Source organism: Plantibacter sp. M259 (assembly GCF_006065115.1).
Lineage (GTDB): Bacteria > Actinomycetota > Actinomycetes > Actinomycetales > Microbacteriaceae > Plantibacter > Plantibacter auratus.
On sequence record NZ_CP040750.1, the window covers coordinates 3,502,807 to 3,523,342 of the forward strand.

The 20,536-nt window shown below is 62.4% G+C and carries 18 protein-coding genes; 12 read left to right on the plus strand and 6 right to left on the minus strand.

Going from position 1 to position 20,536, the window contains the following annotated elements; genetic code table 11:
* Positions 1-18: 18 nt before the first annotated feature.
* Positions 19-762 (minus strand): NAD(P)H-hydrate epimerase, encoded by a 744-nt coding sequence (locus FGL15_RS16390; RefSeq protein ID WP_124769040.1) that lies wholly within the window; start codon positions 760-762, stop codon positions 19-21.
* Positions 763-869: 107 nt separating this feature from the next.
* On the opposite strand from FGL15_RS16390, the gene FGL15_RS16395 reads away from it, so the two are divergent.
* Positions 870-1,142, plus strand: coding sequence for a DUF2277 domain-containing protein (locus FGL15_RS16395; protein ID WP_138946750.1), 273 nt, complete (start codon positions 870-872; stop codon positions 1,140-1,142).
* A 25-nt stretch (positions 1,143-1,167) separates the two neighbouring features.
* Here FGL15_RS16395 and FGL15_RS16400 read toward each other — a convergent pair whose 3' ends face one another.
* A complete protein-coding gene (locus FGL15_RS16400) occupies positions 1,168-1,560 on the minus strand; it encodes a ribonuclease inhibitor (RefSeq protein WP_240773575.1) in 393 nt (130 codons plus the stop codon).
* 199 nt (positions 1,561-1,759) lie between these two features.
* Between FGL15_RS16400 and FGL15_RS16405 the strand changes: the two genes are divergently transcribed.
* The 7 genes from FGL15_RS16405 to FGL15_RS16435 all read left to right on the plus strand — a co-directional run bounded on the left by FGL15_RS16405 (position 1,760) and on the right by FGL15_RS16435 (position 11,650).
* On the plus strand, positions 1,760-2,677 hold the full coding sequence (locus tag FGL15_RS16405; RefSeq protein WP_138946751.1) for a TIR domain-containing protein: 918 nt from the start codon (positions 1,760-1,762) through the stop codon (positions 2,675-2,677).
* 483 nt (positions 2,678-3,160) lie between these two features.
* Complete coding sequence (locus FGL15_RS16410; RefSeq protein ID WP_138946752.1) at positions 3,161-4,390, plus strand: CpaF family protein; 1,230 nt, start codon at positions 3,161-3,163, stop codon at positions 4,388-4,390.
* On the plus strand, positions 4,387-5,256 hold the full coding sequence (locus tag FGL15_RS16415; protein WP_138946753.1) for a type II secretion system F family protein: 870 nt from the start codon (positions 4,387-4,389) through the stop codon (positions 5,254-5,256). The genes FGL15_RS16410 and FGL15_RS16415 overlap by 4 nt, the downstream gene beginning before the upstream one ends.
* Positions 5,253-6,191, plus strand: coding sequence for a type II secretion system F family protein (locus tag FGL15_RS16420; RefSeq protein ID WP_079705587.1), 939 nt, complete (start codon positions 5,253-5,255; stop codon positions 6,189-6,191). Before FGL15_RS16415 ends, FGL15_RS16420 begins: the two co-directional genes overlap by 4 nt.
* Positions 6,192-6,349: 158 nt before the next feature.
* Complete coding sequence (locus FGL15_RS16425) at positions 6,350-7,825, plus strand: site-specific integrase (RefSeq protein ID WP_168223423.1); 1,476 nt, start codon at positions 6,350-6,352, stop codon at positions 7,823-7,825.
* 407 nt (positions 7,826-8,232) lie between these two features.
* Positions 8,233-9,522: a hypothetical protein gene (locus FGL15_RS16430; RefSeq protein WP_138946755.1), complete on the plus strand. Its 1,290-nt coding sequence runs from the start codon at positions 8,233-8,235 to the stop codon at positions 9,520-9,522.
* Positions 9,523-9,826: 304 nt separating this feature from the next.
* The gene (locus FGL15_RS16435; RefSeq protein WP_138946756.1) at positions 9,827-11,650 is read left to right on the plus strand and encodes a hypothetical protein; all 1,824 of its coding nucleotides are present in this window, start codon (positions 9,827-9,829) and stop codon (positions 11,648-11,650) included.
* 684 nt (positions 11,651-12,334) lie between these two features.
* Here the strand turns inward: FGL15_RS16435 and FGL15_RS16440 are convergent.
* The gene (locus tag FGL15_RS16440) at positions 12,335-12,898 is read right to left on the minus strand and encodes a hypothetical protein (RefSeq protein ID WP_138946757.1); all 564 of its coding nucleotides are present in this window, start codon (positions 12,896-12,898) and stop codon (positions 12,335-12,337) included.
* A gap of 148 nt (positions 12,899-13,046) precedes the next feature.
* The gene (locus FGL15_RS16445; protein ID WP_138946758.1) at positions 13,047-14,045 is read right to left on the minus strand and encodes a hypothetical protein; all 999 of its coding nucleotides are present in this window, start codon (positions 14,043-14,045) and stop codon (positions 13,047-13,049) included.
* A 601-nt stretch (positions 14,046-14,646) separates the two neighbouring features.
* Here FGL15_RS16445 and FGL15_RS21085 point away from each other — a divergent pair.
* Positions 14,647-14,913 (plus strand): PadR family transcriptional regulator, encoded by a 267-nt coding sequence (locus tag FGL15_RS21085; protein ID WP_255467917.1) that lies wholly within the window; start codon positions 14,647-14,649, stop codon positions 14,911-14,913.
* Positions 14,910-15,494, plus strand: coding sequence for a hypothetical protein (locus tag FGL15_RS16455; protein WP_138946760.1), 585 nt, complete (start codon positions 14,910-14,912; stop codon positions 15,492-15,494). The genes FGL15_RS21085 and FGL15_RS16455 overlap by 4 nt, the downstream gene beginning before the upstream one ends.
* 553 nt (positions 15,495-16,047) lie before the next feature.
* On the opposite strand, the gene FGL15_RS16460 is transcribed toward FGL15_RS16455, so the two are convergent.
* A complete protein-coding gene (locus FGL15_RS16460) occupies positions 16,048-17,886 on the minus strand; it encodes a hypothetical protein (protein WP_138946761.1) in 1,839 nt (612 codons plus the stop codon).
* Positions 17,887-18,489: 603 nt separating this feature from the next.
* Positions 18,490-18,798 carry a helix-turn-helix transcriptional regulator gene (locus tag FGL15_RS16465; protein ID WP_138946762.1) on the minus strand — a complete coding sequence of 103 codons (309 nt, stop codon included), beginning with the start codon at positions 18,796-18,798 and terminating at the stop codon, positions 18,490-18,492.
* 585 nt (positions 18,799-19,383) lie between these two features.
* Here FGL15_RS16465 and FGL15_RS16470 point away from each other — a divergent pair.
* Together FGL15_RS16470 and FGL15_RS16475 are read left to right on the plus strand one after the other, a co-directional pair.
* Positions 19,384-19,785: a helix-turn-helix domain-containing protein gene (locus FGL15_RS16470; protein WP_138946763.1), complete on the plus strand. Its 402-nt coding sequence runs from the start codon at positions 19,384-19,386 to the stop codon at positions 19,783-19,785.
* The gene (locus FGL15_RS16475) at positions 19,782-20,447 is read left to right on the plus strand and encodes a hypothetical protein (protein ID WP_138946764.1); all 666 of its coding nucleotides are present in this window, start codon (positions 19,782-19,784) and stop codon (positions 20,445-20,447) included. The genes FGL15_RS16470 and FGL15_RS16475 overlap by 4 nt, the downstream gene beginning before the upstream one ends.
* Positions 20,448-20,536: the final 89 nt, after the last annotated feature.

Sequence of the window (20,536 nt, forward strand, 5' to 3'; positions counted from 1 at the left end):
GCCGGGCTGAGCAGTCGGTCAGGCGTCCGCCTGGTCGAGCGTCGTGAACGGCGTGACGTCGGCCAGCTGCGGCCCGAGACCGATGTCGATGAGGCGGACGTCGCCGGCGTAGGCCGAGCCGGGCGGGATGAGGAGCCCGGCCTTCACCGCGCCGAAGGTGACCGTGACCTCCGCCGGGAGGACGGCACCCTCGGGGACGCTTCCCTCGTCGGGGTCGATGCCGCTCGGGACGTCCACGGCGACGACCGTCGGTCCGCCGGAGTTCTGCACGACCGGGAGGACCGCCTCGACGATCGCCTTCGGCGCACCGCGCAGGGTGGGGTTCCGGCTTGCCCCGATGCCGAACACGGCATCGACGACGATCGCGGCGCCCTTGGCCTCGTCGGCGGTGTCGTCCGGTTCGGCGGGGGAGTTCATGAGGAAGCGGACACCGGCCTCGACCGCCGCGGCGTAGCCCGCCTCGTGGGCGTGGTCACCCGTCCTAGCCACGACGAGGTCGAGCGGGACGTCGTCCGGACCGGTCGTGCCGGCGAGCTCCGCCGCCGCGAAGAGGGCATCACCGCCGTTGTCGCCTGAGCCGACGAGCAGCAGGATCTTCCAGACGTCGGGTGCCTCGCCCTCGAGGCCCTCAGCGCGATCGGCGAGGACCGTCCGCAGTTCTTCGGCGAGTCCGTGGGCGGCTCGCGCCATGAGTGGTTCCCCTGCGTCCAAGAGTGGTGCCTCTGCGGCTCGGACCTGGTCTGCGGTGTAGCCGTTGATCATGGCGCCCACTCTTCCGGCTCGGGTCGACCGCCGCAAGCGGTTGCGGCGCGGGACCAGCACCGGAATCACCTCTGGATCCTGGCGTGCGCCGGGGCTACCATGCCTGCATGTGCCGGAACATTCACACCCTCCACAATTTCGAACCGGCGGCGACCGACGACGAGGTCGAGGCCGCGGCGCTCCAGTACGTGCGGAAGATCAGCGGGTCGACGAAGCCGTCTCAAGCGAACGCGGAGGCCTTCGATCGAGCGGTCGCGGAGATCGCCCACATCACGCGCCACTTGCTCGAGGACCTCGTGACGACCGCCCCGCCGAAGGACCGCGAGGTCGAGGCGCAGAAGGCGAAGGAGCGTTCGGCGAGGCGGTTGGCGACGGCTTGAGCGCGACCGTCGGTTCGGGACCTGGTCAGGCGAGTTCGAGTCGGATGTCCGGGTGGCCGGCGAAGACCTCGAGGAGCAGGTCGAAGTAGGTCTTGCCCCGGCCGGCGTCGAGGTCGTCGAGCTGCGCGGCGATCCGGGCCGTGTCGAACGGTGCGCCCCGCTCGAGCTTCTCCTGCAACCAGGCGCGGGTCGCCGTGACGCCGAGTGCGGCGCGGCTCGCGTCGTGCTCCGCCCAGACGAAGTGCACGTCGTCGAGATCGCGGAGCGAGCCGATCCCGCCGTAGAGGACGTCGTCGAGGGCGTCGAGGCTCGGGCCGAGATCCCAGTCCTCGTCCTGCATCACGAGCTCGTTCATCACCTCGTAGAACGAGGAGATGTCGTGGATGCGGGAGCCGTCGATGCGGAAGGTGGTCGGCACGGTCCCCGAGCCTAGTGACCGGTCGGTGACGCGTCGAGAGGGTGGTGCTGTGGATAACTTCTGCGGGGTGTGGCCGGTGTTCGTCAGGATGGCGGCATGGGGACAGAGGCCAAGACAAATCAAATAGGCACGCCGCCTCAAAGCCGGTCGCCGGGTCGGCGGGCGCTCCTAGACTGGACCAGAGCTTAGGAGATGGTCCGTGATCGAGTTGCAGACATACGTTCAGTCCGTTGCCCCTTCGGAGGAGATGTACGAACGGCTTCATCGTCGGATGATGGATGCGACTGCGGACTGTATGCGCGAGAGCGCCCGAAAGCAGGAGGAGAAAAAAGACGAGTGGCACGAGGATTATCGAGACTTTCTCAGCAACTATGAGAAAACCGGAGTAATGATATACCAAGACATTCGTATTTCTCAGTTAAACCGGGGCGGCCGCATACGCGGAGATGTCCCGGTGAGCGCGGATGACCCCCGGCCCTTCAAAGAGCTTTCATCTCCCTACGAATCCGTAACCGTGACAATGTCGAACAGCTACGGCCCGTCTCTGACGCTTTCGGGCCTTTTCGTTCTGGATGTGCAGGTGTCCGCGTCTTACACGCAGATGAGTTACGAACAAACGGTGGCACTACTGGATGACATCGAGGCGATTTTGAAAGAGTACGTGGTTTTGAGTCCACCTATTCAGCCTCGGCGGCTCTTCATTGGCCACGGAGGGGATGAGCAATGGCGGATTCTCAAGGATCGCCTACAGGACAACTATAAACTCGATGTGGAAGCGTTCGAATCCGTTCCACGAGTGGGTGATGCGATCAACCAAGTTTTGCAACAAGTGTTGGAACGTTGCGACATCGGTGTATTTGTAATGAGCGCAGGCGATACAACGAGCGAAGGTCGCAAGCTCGCGCGTCAGAATGTCGTACATGAAATCGGACTCTTTCAGGGTCGTCACGGCTGGGGCAGGGCCATCGTCGTCCTTGAGAACGGCGTGGAAGAGTTCAGTAACCTCGCCGGAACACAGCAGATACGCTTCGACTCAGGGCGGCTTGCCGACAAGGCCGGAGACGTAGCGCTAGCTATCGAACGAATTCGCGCCGCGTATGGGGTCTGCGTGGCCTAGAACACTCCCATATCGCGCGAGTGCAACGATCCATGTGAGTGATCGACAGGCGTCAACGTTTACAGCTCGTAGTCATCCAATTCGCGCGGGCGGTCGTGTCTACTGGAGCGCTTCTCCACGCAGCAGCATGGACGGGGTTCATTGCGGGCTCCTGCGCATGCCCTAAGCGACCGGTTAGGTAATACAAGGCGAAGCCTGGGGACATTTGGTGCCTCGAAGGTGTCTCTCGCGCGTGCGATCAGTTCAGAAGTGCTGGCAACTGGTCCACGATCCTGCAGTGCTCCGCGATCACCGGATCGCATCTGTCCTCTTTGTCGTGCAAACCCGCGGTGTTGGTCTCGATACCGAGTGCCACGTGATTTTCGGCGTGCTCCGCCCAGACGAAGTGCGCGCTGTCGTGATCGGGGGCGATGTGCGTTGTCGAGCGGGTGGTGCTGTGGATAACTTCTGCGGGGTGTGGCCGGTGTTCGTCAGGATGGCGGCATGGGGACAGCGGCGGAGATCATCACGGCGCGCGTGCGCGACCGGGTGCGTGAGGAGTTCGGGGAGCCGGGTCGGCGTGGGGGAGCGGGGCGGATCGCCCGTGAGGAGGTGCGTCGCTACAACGAGCGCGCGCTGAACGACACGACGCCGCTCATCGACGATGAGCACGGGATGACGAGCGAGGTGCTCGCCGCGGTGACGGGGTTCGGGGCGATCCAGCCGTTGCTCGACGATCCGGGTGTCGAGGAGATCTGGATCAACGAGCCGACCAAGGTGTTCGTCGCCCGTGGTGGGGTGTCGGAGCTCACGGACGTCGTCCTCGGCGAGGGGGATGTCCGCGATCTCGTGGAGCGGATGCTGCGCGCCACCGGTCGACGGGTCGACCTCGCGAACCCGTTCGTCGACGCCTCGCTTCCGGACGGCTCGCGGCTGCACGTCGTCATCCCCGACGTCACTCGTCGGCACATGTCCATCAACATCCGCAAGTTCTCCGCGCGGATCCGCGACCTCGGTCAGCTCGTGGCTGCGGGGTCGATCAGCTACCAGGCCGCCGAGTTCTTGCGTGCGAGCATGACGGCCGGCGCCAACCTGCTCGTGTCGGGGGCGACGCAGGCCGGCAAGACCACGATGCTCGGCGCCCTCATCGCCTCGTTGGACCCGGCCCTCCGCATCGTCACCGTCGAGGAGACCTTCGAGCTCGCGCCGGGCAACCGCGACGTCGTCGCGATGCAGTGCCGGCAGGCCAGCCTGGAGGGCACAGGAGAGATCACGCTGCGTCGGCTCATCAAGGAGGCGCTCCGGATGCGGCCGGACCGCATCGTCGTCGGCGAGGTCCGGGAGGCGGAGAGCCTCGACCTGCTGATCGCCCTCAACAGCGGATTGCCCGGGCTCTGCAGTATCCACGCGAACTCCGCGCGCGACGCGATCGGCAAGCTCTGCACGCTGCCACTGCTGGCGGGGCGGAACATCGACTCGGGGTTCGTGCGCCCGGCCGTCGCCTCATGTGTCGACCTCGTCGTGCACTGCGAGCTCGACCGGACCGGACGCCGACGGGTGGCGGAGATCATCGCGGTCGGCGGGAGCGGGGAGTCCCACACGATCGAGGCCTCCACCCTCTTCGAGCAGCGCGACGGAGAGCTCCGTGCCACCGGTCGCTTCCCGCTGAACGACGCGAAGTACCGTGCGGCCGGGATCTCGCTCCCTTCGATCCTCGCCGTCGGCGAGCGATGAGTCTCGTCGTCGGAGCTGCCCTCGCCGCAGGCCTCCTCCTCACCGTCGCGCCCTGGTGGTGGCCGGACCCGGAGCCGCTGCGCGACACCCTGGAACGGTGGAGGCCGGTCGCTGCGCTCCGCGAACTCCTGATCCTGGCCGGTCTGCCCGGTCGGTACTGGGCAGCCGCCATCGTGGTCTCCGTCCTCGCCGGTCTCGTCTCCGGCGCGGTGGTCCAGGCGCTCTGCCGTGTCCTGCCGTTGAGCGCCGTCGTCGCCGTCGCGGGTCTCGTCGCCCCGGTGATCGTGCTCCGAGCGCGCGCCGCCTCGCGTCGTCGCCTGCAGCGGGGACTGTGGCCGGATGTCGTGGACCACCTGTTGTCCGCGATCCGGTCAGGGCTCTCGCTCCCGGATGCGGTGGCCGCGCTCGACACCGTCGGACCCGCACCGCTCCGCCCGGCGTTTGCCGCGTTCAGCGCCGACTACCGGGCTGCCGGCCGCTTCGCCGACGGCATCGACGACCTGAAGACCGCGCTCGCCGACCCGGTCGCCGACCGCATCCTCGAGACGGTGCGCATGGCCCGCGATGTGGGAGGCACGGAACTGCCGGCGGTGCTCCGAGCGCTGTCCGCGGGGCTGCGCGAGGAGTCGGCCATCCGAGCCGAGGCCGAGGCCCGGCAGTCCTGGGTGGTGAACGCCGCCAGGCTGGGCGTCGCAGCACCATGGGCGATCCTCCTGCTCCTGTCGTCCCGGCCGGAGGCCTCGGCCGCCTACAACTCCCGGGAAGGAGCGGTCCTGATCATCGCCGGCGTCGTGGTCTCCGCTCTCGCCTACCAGGCGATGCTCCGTGTCGGACGGCTCCAGCCCGAACGACGGTGGTTCCGGTGAGTGCCGACGGAGCGTGGGCCCTCAGTCTCGGAGCGATCCTCGGGGTCGGCCTCTGGGCACTCGCGATGCTCCTGCCGGCACTCGGACGACCGCGGCTCGCGGACCGCATCGCCCCCTATGTCGCCGACCTCTCCAGCGACGCCCGCTCACAAGCCGCGCGCCGCTCGACCGACCCGCTACCGGTCCTCGGGACCCTGCTGGTCCCGGTCCTCCGCGCCGTTCGATGGTCGCTCGGGCTGGTCGGCGCCGATCAGGAACTCGTCATCCGTCGGTTGGGTCAAGCCGGGGGACCGACGCTCGAGCGGTACCGACTGCTGCAACTCCTGTGGGGGCTCGGCGGCTTCGCGGTCGCCGCGGCGCTCGCCGTGTTCTCCTTCAGCAACGGACGGCTGCCGCTCCCGTTCGCAGCACCGCTCCCCGCGGTCGGGGCGGTGGCCGGAATCGTCCTCCGCGACCAGCTGCTGGCGCTCGCCGCCAGTCGGCGCCTCGCGCGGATCGAGGAGGAGCTGCCGACGGTGCTCGAGTTCCTCAGTCTGAGTCTCGCGGCCGGCGAAGCGATCACGGACGCGATGGACCGCGTGGCGCGCATCGGGTCCAGCGGGGAGCTCGGCAGGGAGTTCCGCCGGGTGATGGCGGACGTCTCCACCGGTATCCCGTTCGCCACCGCACTCCGGCAGTTCGAGGCACGACTCGCGATGCCGATGCTGTCGCGATGCGTCGACCAGATCCTCGGTGCGCTCGAACGCGGCACACCGGTCGCAGCCGTGCTCCTCGACCACGCACACGACGGACGCGACACCGCCAAACGCCGTCTCCTCGAATCCGCCGGGAAGAAGGAGGTCGCGATGCTCGTGCCCCTCGTCTTCCTGATCCTGCCCCTGTCCATCATCATCGCCGTCTTCCCCGGAGTGTTCGTGCTCCGGACCGGCTTCTGACGAAAGGTTCCACATGTCCTCCCCCTCCTTCCTCGACCGCACGCTTCACCGGAGTCGTTCCCTCCTCGCCGAGGAGCGCGGTGACGTCCCCCGAAGTTCTCTGGAGAAATCGTGTGTTTTCTTGAATGGTGTTCGCTGGGAGCCCTAGTCTCGGCCTCATGACCGCCGCCCGCGACGACTGGCTTGTTTCCGCAGCCGGTGCCGATGTCCCGCCCACGATCGCCACCGAGGCGGCTGAGTGGCTCGACATCTCCGCTCGTGAGCGAGCACTAGGAATCCCAACAGGGCAGCCGATTTTGTTGTCGCCGCTGGAGATTGACTATCGTCTCGCGGACTACTTCCGCGAGGCGTTTGCCATGGACAGGATGAGCACGGCGATGACCTATGCGAAAGAGTTGAGGATCTGGTTCAATTTCTTGCGCACTCGCGGCCTCCAATGGGCCGAAGTGCAGCAAGGAGACGTGAGGGCGTTTCAGGTCTGGCGAGTCTACGATGAAGCCAATCCGGCGACGGTAACACCCGCAACGTGGAACAAGGGGTGGGCCGCGCTGAGTCACTTCTACAGTTGGGCGCAAACACGTGGATGGGTCGACCGGAGTCCACTAGGCAAATACGATCGCCTTCTTGACAACACGAGTGGGAATGCCCACCGCGAGAAGAACGCACGGACATCGAGAGATCGATGGATCACGCCGGGTGACTATGCGATGTGGTCCCGCGTGGGTCTTATGGGCTACCGCGCGAGACCCGCGCCAGGAGGCCGCATCGAGCCCGCTCTTCCCGATCCGTCTTCGAGAGCGCGATGTATTGATCGCAATCGAGCATACTCTGACTTCCTGTTAGTGACAGGGCTTCGCCGCAGCGAGGCCAGCTCCATCCTCGTTCTCGAGCTACCGACGTCAGTCGGTGAAGAGATGCCGATTGTGGGCAAAGGTAACCGATTCCGCCACTATCGGGTGATGCACTCGATCGGCATTGAATCCGTGCGCGACTATCGTCGTATGGGTCGCGAACGATCCATCAAGCGGGCACGCAGAGAGGGGCGATACTCCGAAGTTCAGGACCGACAAGTGATCGAGCGTGTAGAGCTGGGGCGCCGTGGTCACCGGCTTGTGATGCGTGACGGCAGCACTCAGGAAGCGACCTTCCTTTCCTCCGAGCATAGATCGCGACTGTATCAAATGACCGCAGATGGACTCGAGCCAGCCGCACTGTGGCTGAGTGAACGGGGCGAACCGCTAGCGTCCGATTCATGGGCAAAAGTCTTTGAGACCGCGAACCGGCGTGTGTCTGCCGAAAGGCATCGCCTGCTCGGTGGCGGGCGCACGATACGGGTTACTCCGCATTCGTTGCGATTCTCCTTCGCCCTATTTAGTCTTCTCGCAGGAGTGCGAGCAATGGACCATAGACTTGGTTCTGGCGCTGGCGAGGCCTTTCATGCCTCCACATACTCGCAGGTCTTCGATGACGTTCGCGATTTGCTCGGTCACGCCAACACAGACACGACAAGAGACATCTACCTGGAGCCAGTGAAGGGCCTGCGGCGTACAGACCTTCTTCGCCATTCCACGGCAGAAGAATTCTGGGACCAGGTTGTGGCGCACAGTCCATTGATTGGCCTAGGTCGCAGCTGATGGGGCATCGAGCGAGTCTGCCTCCGTCAGGGTGGCGCCCCGGAGGCCGCACGGACGAAGAGGGTGGCCTCTATGTGTACCTTGAGCTTGAGGATGATTCAAAATACTTGTTTGATCTCCGCGCGTACGAAGGGCCTGTGGAGCTACGCCAGCAGTTGTGTCGGGCTGTCAAAATGTGGTCTACCTCGGCGTCAGGAATTCGCCGCGTGAGTACCGTGGAGAACGCGCGTCGAAGCTGTGCCCTCTTCCTCAGATGGGTGGGCGTATTGGGGATCGACGGCAGGGCGTCGCGAATTGACTCTGCAGCGGATCTCACTCCATTCGATCTCATACAGTTTCGCGAATATGCTGAAAGATCCCTATCGGAGACGAGCTTCGTAGGGTACTACGGACGTATATGCACGCTGATGGACTACCTTCCCGTCACTGCAGATGTGCGATGGCAATCGCGTAAGCGGCGTGCTAGTTTCACGCAGAAGCCTGCTCAACCGATTGAGAGGTACAGCAAGGTGGACTTCGCGGCGCTCCAGCGTGCAGCACGAACCGCTACCAAGCTCGCACACCGCAGAATCACGACTGCATACGCGGAGGCTCTGCACGGGTCCACGCCATCCGCAACCGTCAAGCAGAAGGCGCTCTGGCAGGTTCTGAACCTGGGGGAGCCGCAATCTACCGAGGGATGGAGAGCGCTGGAAGCGCTGGAGGGCAAAGCCAAGTACAAGCAACAGGCGCGCTGGTACTTGTTTCCCACAAGCGACGAGAGTGTGGCGGCGTCAGTCCTAATTGCGTGCCGAAGCGGCATGAACTGGTCGGCTGTGGCTTCGATGAAGGTGCCGACGCTCATGGCCCACACAATCGCTCAGAGCGATACTGAAAAGCCTCGCCGCGGTGCTAGGAATCGGTTCTGGCCTGACATAGTCGACGATTGGGGTGAGAGTAAGGGGGCTGCATCAGCACTGCGAATGATCGCCGAACTGACTGAGCCTCTGCGGGAGCATCTGCGGCTGAGAGGGGACCCGACCGACCGTCTTCTTCTGCGTTGGGAACATTCGGGTAGCCCCTTACTGGGACCGGCACAAATCGCCAACCCGGGCTGGCTACCTCAGATGGACGGTGGCGTCCGTTTTCGGCGGATCCGCCGGAGCGTCGGACTCGGAGGCGTGGCCAAGGAGCCGACGCATCACTCCCCGTCGACGCATCTTCACTACGTCCGAACTGACGCCGAGGCCCTGATTGAACATCAACTTTCGGCAGCGGCCGGCATTCAAGATGCGCTTAACCGAGCTCGTGCTGAACTCACTATGAGGCGCGCAGATATACCCGCATCGGCGCGACCGAACGATGCTCTAATCGCCCATTGCGTGGAACCTGAACGCAGCCCGGTGACGGGTTTGCCATGTACTACAGGCTACTTCTCGTTCCTGGACTGTTTGGATTGCGAGAACGCCGTCACCGTAGAGCGCCTGCTGCCGCGCCAGATGGCGGCTCTCGAAGTAATGCAGCAGCTTCACGACGCGATAGGCGAGAGCTGGGATGAGCTGTATCGCAAGCGTGTATTGATGTTGCGTGCGTTGGTCGAGAGGAGCACGCAGGCGGAGCGGGATCATGCCTCCTCCCAAGTCGCTCGGTTTCGTCCTTTGATTGTTGCCGCCTTGCGCCACGAGATCCCGGAGGATTATGACCAGATACTTGGCTGAAACGGCCAGCGGGGAAGCGATGCTTCTACTTCGCGAAGACTCTGACCCAGCGATTGAATCGCACCGTGTAGTCGCCGGCGCGCACACGATTCCCATTTATGGTGACATGCGATGGCCGCTTAGATCGCTTGAGACCGATCCAGGACGTCTAGCGTATGTGCTCAACTTCGACGTCATACCGCCAGGATTCCGAGCTTTCGCGAAAGCATATGCGTACGAACTGATCAACTCTGGCAACCCACGGTCGCTCATTGAAGAGGCTTACGGTCCTTACACTCCGTGGCCAAGCCCCGGCACGATTAAGATGGCTCTCGTCGACCTTGGCCGCGTTGTGAAGTGGTTCACAGGAGACTGGTCGCGTCTTCACCCGGAGACTCCTGTCGTCGAGCCAGCTGACCTCGATGCTGGGCATCTCGAGGATCTGCGGAGCTGGGTATTTGGTAGCAAGCTAGGCCTGAAGACCAAGGTCAATACGCTTCTCGTGGTCAAGCGAGCGTGGCACTTTTCCTCACGACTGCAGCCGGATCAGCGGTGGCCCGAGCCGAGCTGGCTGTTGGAGCGGACTCTGTCCAGGGGGCCCGAAGAGAATCGCTCGATACGGATTCGTCAAGAGATCATGGCGCCCTTGATCACCTGGGCGTGTGCGTTCGTCGATGACTTTGCGGACGACATTTTCGCGGCGCATGACGATTACGCGGCAGCAACGGCTGATCTCCCGTCGGAGAAGTTCTTCGTCACGGCTCGCTGTCTCGATGTGCTCGACACGTACACAGATGCTCGCCTACCCGGTCAGACCCTCGGGAACGAGCCAGGTACCGACCAAGCCGCCTGGCACGTTGTCTCCTATCAGCACCGGATTTCGCGCTCGAGGATGGCATCAGCGTTCTCTAGACATGCCGATCGAAGCAAGTTCACTTTCAGTGACGACCCGTCGCTTCATGGCCTCAAACTCGTACCGAGTGCCCAGTTTCGAGGACGGACGTGGATTGACGGGATTCAAGTCCTCGATGTGGTCCCTCGCGGACAGGCGCGAGGGCGGGACAATTTCAGTCCTCTCATGAGCCACTTACTGACCGCCTGCATCATCGTCGTGGCCTACTTGACCGGCGCTCGACCGGAAGAAGTACTCGGGCTTGAGTTTGGTGCGGGTCCTGAGCCTCTCCAACGCGAGGACGGAGGGCGGCTATACCTGGTGAGAGGGCGAGTATGGAAGGGACTCCGCCGCGACGCAACGGGAAGGCCGGTGCCACCAAAGACTGTTGAGTGGGCCAGTACGAGAAGCGCTTGGAATGCGGTCCGAGTGGCTGAGCGCATCCGTAGGTTCTTCGGTCACACGTCCGGTGCTGTGTTGTCTTCTACTGGCCTTGTACAACAGAGCTCGCTTGTCACTGACTGGATAGAACACTTCCGCGAATTCGTCAATGCCAGGCTCGTCCCACTACACGCCGACTCCGGCTCGCTCTACGTCGGGTCGGATCCGGATGGCCGAATCACGCTTCGGCGATTTCGTAGAACGCTTGCATGGTTTCTGAGCAATCGGCCGGGCGGGGAAATTACGTTGGCGTTGCAGTATCAGCATCTGAGCACGGCGATGGCGAACGGGTACGCCGGCACGAAGGAATCCGGGATGAACGCTCTCCTCAGCGATGAAGACTGGGCTCATCGAAGAGCGACGATTCAGCAGCTCGGCCACCTCTTGGCGGTGGGAGAGGCGGTGTATGGCCCCGGTGCCGCTCATGCTGTGACGGCAGTTCGGAGACTTCCAGCCGAAGTGACCCCTGCCGAAGAACGCCGACTCCGGCGTGATCCAGAGCTCGTGCTGTATGACAATCCGGCGGCGATCGCTCTGTGTGCGTATCGAGCAACGACAGCCCTGTGCCACCGTGAGTCCGACACGAGCCCGTCGGCAACCCCGCAGCTAGGTCGTTGCCACCCGCGCTGCGCCAACATCGTACATACGGAGGGCCACCTTCTCCAGATAGCTGGGCTCGCAGATAGCCTCCGCGCGAACGCTGCGATATCCCCGCTTCCTCTCGCCCAGTCGATGGTCGCAAACGCGGAAGATCTGGACGACGTTGTTGCGAAGGCCAGGCAAGCAAAAGCGACCGGATGGGAAGCCTCGCCATGAGAAACTCTGTGCCAAACAATGCGGAGATTCAGAGCGAGGGTGATCCGGTGAGGCGCGCAATATTGGGCGCGATACAGCGTATGGTGAGCGGCCATCCGTTGCGAGTGCCTCCTGGTGCGTCGACCGTGCGCCACCTGGCAACCGAGGCAGGAGTCGGCCGCCACCACCTATATCAGTCACATGGCGATCTGAGGGAACGCTTCCGGTTCCTGATTGCAGACGACACAGGCGTCGATGTCGACACCGCCCGTGAGCAGGCCGGTAGAGCGCGTGCCGAGTTGTCGCGAGTGAAAGATCTGCAGAGGCGAACTTACGAAGACATGCGCATGTGGAAGGCAACCTGCGAAGTGCTTCAGCGTGCGATCAATGTCCTCCAGGAGGAGTTGCGTCAGGAGCAGCTGAAGAGTGCGCGCTTGAGGCGAAGGCTCTCCGCTGCTCCCAGTGCGGGGGCAGTGGTGGTGCCGATCCGTCCACGCTGATCTTCGCAAAGAACGACTCGAATCCGCTCCATCGGTAAGAAACGCGTGTCCGACGATCGATCCGAGGGCGGCGGCACCTCCGTATCGGAACCCTGACCGGAAGCGCCAGTCGGACTTTTCGTGCGGAAACGACGCCGCGGAGGGAGAGGCAAAACCGGCCGGGGTTTCGGAGACGGATCGGCTAGCGGACCGCAGCGGGCCGGAATCAATCGTCGTCGTCGTTGTCCGAGACCCACTCGGCGGAACCGTCCCAGTTACCTGTGACGTATCCGAAAAGGAGTCCGTTCCAGGTCGTAGTTCCAGCGAGATGCCCCTGTGCCGCTCTCAGTCGCCAGCCAACCGCAACTAACTGCAGAGTCAACTCAACGGCCTGGTCAAGAGACACGATCTGAGCATCCGGCGCGCTCCGCTTCTTGTCTCGAGCTAGTCGAACCCTGAGCCGATCCTCTCGTCTGGGCGAGGCCGTCGCCTCAGGGTGAAGTTCATCGTCGGCAGCGATCGACTCCACGAGGAGGTCATGAACGTATCGATTGCGCTCGTTCCAGGCGGCATCAGCGTCGCTGATCGCTTTCAGTATCGCCTCTCTGGACTTCGCGCTGTAGGGCATCACATTCAGGCGGGCTTTGAGGTTGGTCAGCGTGGTCGTCCAAGGGGGAGAAGCTTCCAGGAGGGCATCCCGGTCCGTTCGCCCATTGAGGGCCGCCAGAACTGCGCGTAGCCGGGCATCCACGTTTACCGACTCGACGGCAATCCGGCCGACGATGTACACCCACCGATGGTGGATCGACAAGTTGGGTAGGCCTTCAAGATTCATAAACCGAAGACTGCCACGTCGTGGGAGGTCGGGGTAGTGGGTTCGGCATGCCGCGGCGCGCGTCAACGCCGCCAGGCCGACGGGGACACGGAGGCAGCCAGGCTCAAGTAACGGCGCTGTTGACCGCGAAATCCGGCGAGGATGCGACTCGCGCAAATCGCACCACATGCATAGTCATGGCGAGCGCATCAAATAGGTCATACACGCGACTCAAGAAAGTCAGGTAGGTAATTCCTTCTGCATATCCAGGGCTGATTATGAGGCCCGTCCGCAGATCATGACGAACGGATGCATGACCGATCGTGTTGCGCTCTCGGCTGTCGAGAGAGTTGGTCAGTCCCTCCCATCCGAGAGTCTGTTTCACATAAGCGATACGAAACGCGTTGGGGAGACGATCGAAATCGCGCATGTTTCGCGGACGCTTTTTGGATGGGACGGACTCTGGATGATCACTCCCAAAGTCGTTTGGGTCTTGCCGCTCTGCAGAGTTGCGAGCCGCTATCAGGTAGCGGAGGGTCTTGCAGATGGTTTCGAACGCCTGCTGGTACAGATCGCGGACGGCTCCAAACTCATCTCGAGCAAGCTCAAGCTCGTCCCAGACGCTGTTGCGATCGGGATCGAGAAGGCGTCCAATTCCGCCCATCGCCCACATCTCATGGCGCTGTATGAAGAGATCGACGAGGTCGAACGTGGAGCGTTCGAGCTGTGGCAGAGTGCCTGACTCACGGTCCGCTCTGAGCATATCCACGAAACTTGCAACCTCCAGGGCGCGCAAGTGGGTCTCGGAGTAGTTCTGCCAGAAATGGTGCATTGGCACGCTAGGTATCACCAGCTCACCCGTCAATAGCTGGACGGAGGTGTAGGCACGCGTGGCGCGTTCATGGGTGGTGTCTCCGGTCGGCCAACTGACGTCCTCGATGGCCTCAACCTCCTTGAAGACCAAGTCGATCGCGCGGTCGAACTGGACCCAATTCTCGTCGAGGTAGTACTCAAATATTCGCCGCGTCGGCTGCCACTGCTGAGCGATGGCTGAGCGTGCGGACCCAATGGATCCGAGGTACTGGAGGGCGTTAGGTCCGAGGAGATCGAGGAGCGCCACCATGCCGAAGGCAGATGTTTCAGATGAACCATGATCACGTCGGGCTGGGAGAAACGGATTGACTGTGATGAATGCATCACTCGTGACAGCCCCGAGGTCTAGTACCTCGCACTCAAAATCCAGGGAGAAAGTTCCTGGTCCATCACCTCGCGCGGACGCTCGAATTGGGAGGGAACAAGTTGGACAGGACAAGTAGAAGTTCGTTCCCGATGTGGAGTCCACGCCAACACGGGCTGCGAAGACGTCGTCGCACCCCGGGCACCGAAGGGCGTATCGAACCATCATGCGAGTTACGCTACGACACCTCAGGTGAGCAAGCCAATGAAATTCTTTCGTGTCCCTATCGTGCTGGTTGCCAATCGGCTCCTCGCCGGCAGTTGAAGCCTGGTACCCCACTAGACGCGTTCATCGAGCATGCGTCGAAGTGGAGTCGGAGTAATTTCCGCGGCCTGCGTCTGTCCCGCCGGCTCGTAGATCGCGCCATCCTGGTCCAGATGCATGGCATGCTCGTGTCGCGCACTAGCGATGTGATTACAACCTATGTAGAGTTAGACCTATGAAGGTTACCCATTCTCTCGCGCTAGTGGCACTCGCGATCCTGCAGATGGGTCACGAGGGTGACGGTTACATCTGGGGATATCAGCTCTCCAAACGTTCAGGGGTTCGTTCGGGTGTCCTCTATCCCCAGCTTGACCGCATGCTGGACGAAGGATGGCTCAAAGACCACTGGGAGGAGCGGCAGGACGGTCAAAAGCGGCCTCCTCGGCGCTACTACACTCTGACTGACTCCGGACGCCGGGAGCTCGGCGCTGTAGCGCATCGCATCCAAACAGAGCAGCGATTCTCGACACTACGGGGGGCTCTCGCATGATCGCCGACCTTCTCTCCGCGCCGGGCGCTTTGGGTGCGTTTGGAGTTGCAGTACTCCTGTTCGGTTTCGCGCCGGGCTTGGTGCTAGCTGCGATTGTGCGTCTCATCCCCGACGTTGACCGGCGACAAGAGCTGCAGGCCGAGCTCTACGAGGTGCCGCGTTGGGAGCGTCCATTTTGGGTGGCGCAACAGTTTGAGGTGGCTCTACGAATCGGCCTCTCACCGCGCATTTCTTGGGCGTGGGGCCGTTACGTATGGCACCGTTCCAAAGTCGAGTCAGGCCTGGCGCGTCATCTGGAATCGCCGGACACTTTTGAGGTTCCGGGGCCCGAACTCAAGGAGTTGATTGAGCCTGGAGATCTGGTGAAGCTCGCGTGGGCTGTTGCTCGTCTTCCCGGGGAACGCATGTGGGTGCGAGTGACCCATCGCGAGGGAGATCGTCTAAGGGGCGAACTCGAGAACTGGCCGATTTATGTTCACCTGCACCCAGGCGACCCGGTGAGATTCGTTGTTGATGACGTCATCGACTGCGACCTAGTGGAAGCGGTCTGCGACCAGGCATCCCCTAGCCCTGCTGCTTGACTCTCGATTAGGGCGTCTCTGCTCTCGACGGCGAGAACCGCTCACGTGGCAAGCGTGGCCCAGATAAGGCCAGCGGTGCACACAACGAGCCCGACTGTCGCTGCAACCAGAACCCAGGACGCCTGGCGGAGCCGCTCGGACATCTGCTGGTCTAGCTTTGCTCGTTGCTCGACGGTCCACACGTCAAGTGACTGCTGCGCCCCCCAAGTTACGTTGTTACCACCGACTCGGCGCAGGAGGCTGCGGATCCGGTCCAGTTCCTCATCCGAGGGTTCGGAGATTTGGTGAGACAGCTGAGATCTGTGCATATCTCAGGATTGCATTGATCGCCGTGATCTCGTTTCCTTGTCACCGTTCGGCGCGTGTTCTCCGCAGCGGCTTGGCACAACGGATGATCACGACGCACGTTGACGACCTCGGTGGTGTTGAGCTGTGCCGGAGAGCGGTGAGGCAAGCTAATTCGGGCTTGATGATCGGGCGTCGGTAAATCATCTGAGTGGCGATCGGTCTCGTGAGTCTCGCGAGTTCCTCTTCCGAGTGGGCCCTCCCGCGACTATCGCCAGACGACGCCGATTCGTCGCTTCAGCTTCCGCTGAGCAGCTTCGGCCGGGCGACGCACGAAGCTCTCCACGGTCCTTTGATCTGTGGCGCTTGAGTCCGCCGGCGCTATCGTCGCGAACATCGCCGCGAGTCGGATCAAGGCTGCTGCTTCTCCTTCGGAGAAGAAGCGACGGAATCCGTGGGCGGCTAGGTTGCGAAGGTTGCTGCCTTCCGACAGGAGCATCGAGCGGATGGCGCGACCCCAGTCCGGATCGAGACCGTGTTTGTCTAACGCGTCTAGGTAGAAGTCGAGAGCCGGGAATCGACCTGGGGTTTTCGCCGTTTCGACACGGTACATTGGCTCGTCTAACGACAGCAGCACGGCGCGAGCTCCTGCTTCGATGGCTGGGTAGGCGATGTGGGAGGCGGCCGTGACGTGACCATCCCAAAAGTGATCTAGCGCGGTGGCAACAACTTTGGCAAGGCCAGAATCACTGTGGTAAGTCGTAACGAGAAAGGCAGTTACCTCCGAAAGGTCGGGCTTACCGAACCTGTCACGGATCTTGTCGAGAGCTGCCCGATGGAGTTCGCCGTAGAATCTCGCGGAGTTCTCCTCGACCTCACCTAGATGTCGCTTCTCCGCGTCACTGAGCGACGCGAACGTTCTCTGCGGCAATCCGTGAGCGCCGAACACCGTTGTGGCAAAAAGCCTCGACGCGAGCGAAGAACCGGCAGCTTTCTTCGCGGCCGCCACATTTGATGCATAGCTACCGGTGGGTGACTCGGTCGTCAACCACAGCTGAAGCGCTTGCCTCCAATCGTGAGCCCTATCAAGCGGGCGAAGCCATGCACGAATCCCGCGCATCGGAATCGAGACTGACGCCTCAGCGACCTGCCACTCGATCTCTTCAGGCTTGATCGCCTGCATCTTGCGGACAGCTTCATCCCGAGGCGAGTTCAACCCGTATCGACTCGCGAGCTGCGCAGCGCGATTCAGGTGGAGCATCTTGACCAGGCCCGCTGCTTCGTCGGCGAACGCTATGTACCCTGAAACCTGTTCGGTTCTCGCGGCGTTCCGCTCAGTATCATCAGTGGCGAGGTTGATGGCGATGGACGCGATCGCATCGATCGAGGTGAGGTCAGAGAAGATCGAGCGAGCCTGATTCAGCAACTCCTCGACCTCCGCTGGTGTTGGCTTAGTGGGTGGCGCAGATCCGGGAAGGATGCTCAGCGACTCGAGCAGCCGCAGCACAATGCCGGCCGTGGGTTCGGGATCCCCTATACGCTCCGCCGCGAGGACGTACATTCTCTCGCGCACCCGCGCCTCGTGCGCGGCGAGTTTGTACCGGCGAGCGATTGTCGCCGCTCGCATCAGCCCTTCGACGATGTGGAACGTGTCGGCCGTAACTGAGGTGCTCAGGGCCATGTAGGCGTCGATGGTGGCCTCCGCGGCCGGGAGTCCGGTCCGTACTCTCGAACTCAACACGAGGTCACTGAAGTGGGCGACGAGCATCGGAGCTGAGACGCCGGCGGCAAGGTCCTCCCAGAGCTTCCGGACGTCATGACTGGCTTGGTTCATCGGGCGAAGAAAATAGCCGTTCGTATCCGAGACTGGCTGGAGCGTGACGGCGGCCCGATCACCCTCGACGAGGGTGTAGTCCAAGGCCTGCCAGAGCTCGCTCTGAAGCTCAGGCGAGATCGCGATGCCTGCCGCTTTCATTGCCTCCTCGACTTCTGATGAGACCTCGAAAACAAACTCCGCGGAGTTCGCGGCCGCATTCAAGATTGGCGTCAGAAGCGACGCGTGGGTCGCGTCGTATTTGTAATCCGGGGGCAAAGTGGGATCTCCCATCAACGTTCCTACTCCTTCTCGTGCGATCTGAGTGTGTTTTCGTCACATTCGGTCGGTTGATTCTCCGATGCGACCTGGCGCAAGCGGTAGGGGCTGTGCACTTCACGATCCGGTCGTGACTGTGAATTCTTCGGTCAGACACGGATGGTCGGCTGCATCGTGCGCCTGCGTCGATTGGGCCTTCTGGGTGCGGCTTGGGGTTCTCGCGTAGGTGGTGGGGTGTGGATTGACGAGGCGAACTCTTCTTGGTCGCGAACTTCAGCGCGCGGCGGTTGCTGTGAACCCTGGCGGTTCTTTCTGGGCGAGCCAAACTGTGAGCTCATCGAACCCTGTTCCAAACCTTGCGCCGAATGCGCCGGTGTTCCTGCATGTGGTGTCTTGCGCCTGAGGGTACTCAAGTCATCTGACGGGCTACGCCATCGAGATGTCGCCCCTATCGGTAGACTCCCGCAACCTCGTCTCGCCCCGCAACTCGATCACCGCCGGAAGCCCACATCGGCGGAAGTGTCCCGTTTCAGTACGTCGACGTCCACGAGTCGTCGCGGCATGCTTCGCAACTGGTGGAGCGGATCGCTCGATTGGAGTTGCACCGACCGGGGGAGGCTACCGGCTTCGCAGGTCTGGAAGTGGTGATGGGAGCAGTTCATCGATCGAGACCTCGAAAACCTGCGCGATCGCGATGATGGATCGCAGGGCGGGGTTCGCGGGAAACCCGGGCCGAGACTCACCATTCTCGTACTCCCGGTATATGAACCGGCTGAGGTTTGCCCGATGGGCAACTTCTTCCTGGCTGAGTCCAGTTCGGAGACGCAGGCGACGGAGTTGCAAGGCGAGACTCTGCGCGAAGTCGCGCCACTCATCCTCGCTAGTCGTCGATCGTGTGGTCACACCCAAGCGTTCCGACAAACGCATACGCGTATGGGCTTACCTGTATGCCATAATTCTGGAGGCCATACGAAACAATCGACCTTCACCGGATCACCTCCGCTCTGCACGTGTGCTGCCGCTCTGAGGGCTCCGGTCGCACCACAGGGTCGGCCCGCTGCGTGCGACCGCGATTGTGATGGTGACCGTGTCGGACTGGCACAACCCAGTTTGGTGGGGCGGGGTGACGGCTCCTCCGCCGGCTGCCTGGCGCTACGTGTTCGAGCAGTTCACGGACGAAGACTTCGCGGAGGAATGGGCGCTAGCTGCGGCCATCTTCGTGGCTCAGTTCCGTCGTCGACACTCTCGTGGACCGACCTTCCGAGAGCTGTTCCTTCATCTACTCCCCGAATCAGAGGGCGTACCTGCGCCCCTGCCGCCGGATTGGGACATCCTGGATCGACGCCGTAGCCAGAGCGCCTTCCGTCTTCATTGCGCGCTGGAATGGCGCCGACGCGGATATGTCGGGTTCGATCGTGGGGTGAAGCACAGCCTCCGAGTCGGCAGGCGATTCCGAGAGCGGTCGCGATCGCGGCAAAGTGCTCGGGCGCTGGTCGCTCCAGGTCTCCGACGATGTCCGGCACCATGAGCCAAGGCGCTGATCGCGCAAATGCTGACAAGGGGTTGCTAGACGGTCTCACGGCGCCGGAGGTCATCGACTGGCTGCAGATCACACCGAGGTACTTGAAGAGACTCAGCGACGGCGGTTTTCTGCACACAGTGCACCACAACGGAGAGTGGTACTTCCCTCGTTGGCAATTTCGTGATCAACAGATCCGCTCGGTTGTCCCGGGAATTCGGTTGGTCTCGCCCTCGATACCCATCGCGTGGACGCTCGACCGGATCCGCAAGTGCATGGATGATGTCCATTCCTCGCTCGAGATGGACGGCGAGCGGCTGAGCCCGACTATGTGGTTGCTTCGCGGAGGCGACCCTGTCTTGGTTATTGCCGTCCTCCGCGAGCGATCCACATGAATCGCGCCCAGTCGGTGGGTGTAGACGCGAGTAATAGTCGTCCTGCATCGACAGAAGTGGAGGGCTACGTCTCCGAAACAATCCTGGAAGCGTTCCGTCGTCTCGTCGAAGCAGCAGCCGCCCAAGGGCGCGACGCCAAGCTGATCCTTGCGGTACTGCACGCATGCATCGAACTTTGGGATGAGGCTGGCGACGGAGTTTTCGAGTCTGCTGAGGTCGGGGAAGGCCAAGCCAATCGAACCCGGTCTCATGAGAGTCGGGCCGAGCCGGCAAGGCCTTCACTCGGGCTCGCGGCCACCGAGCGGATCGGTGCCATCGTCGATTCTTGGAGCGACGACGAGACAGCGGGATTCTTGGGCGTCGGACTGCGACAGGTGCGCCGGCGCGCTCAGGAGGGAACCCTCTTCTACTTCACAATCGCGAAAAAGAGGCGCTACCCGATCTGGCAATTCAGCCCTCAACGAGGCACCCTCGCGGGTATTTGGGAGTCTTTCTCCTCCGTACCTGACTCCTGGATGCCCGAACAGATCCAGCGCTTCATGACGTCCGCCGATGCGGGACTGCGCCTGCACGGTGTTCCGATCGCACCAATCGAGTGGCTGGCTCTCGGTTTGGGGCCCGAAGACGTTGTGGACTTGCTCCGCAAGACGTCGAGGAGCTAGCTGCGAGGGAGCAATGACCGATACCCGACACGAGTTTCCGGTGACAACTGGGGCCCGCTTCAAGCAAGTGGTTCACGGAAGTGTTGAGG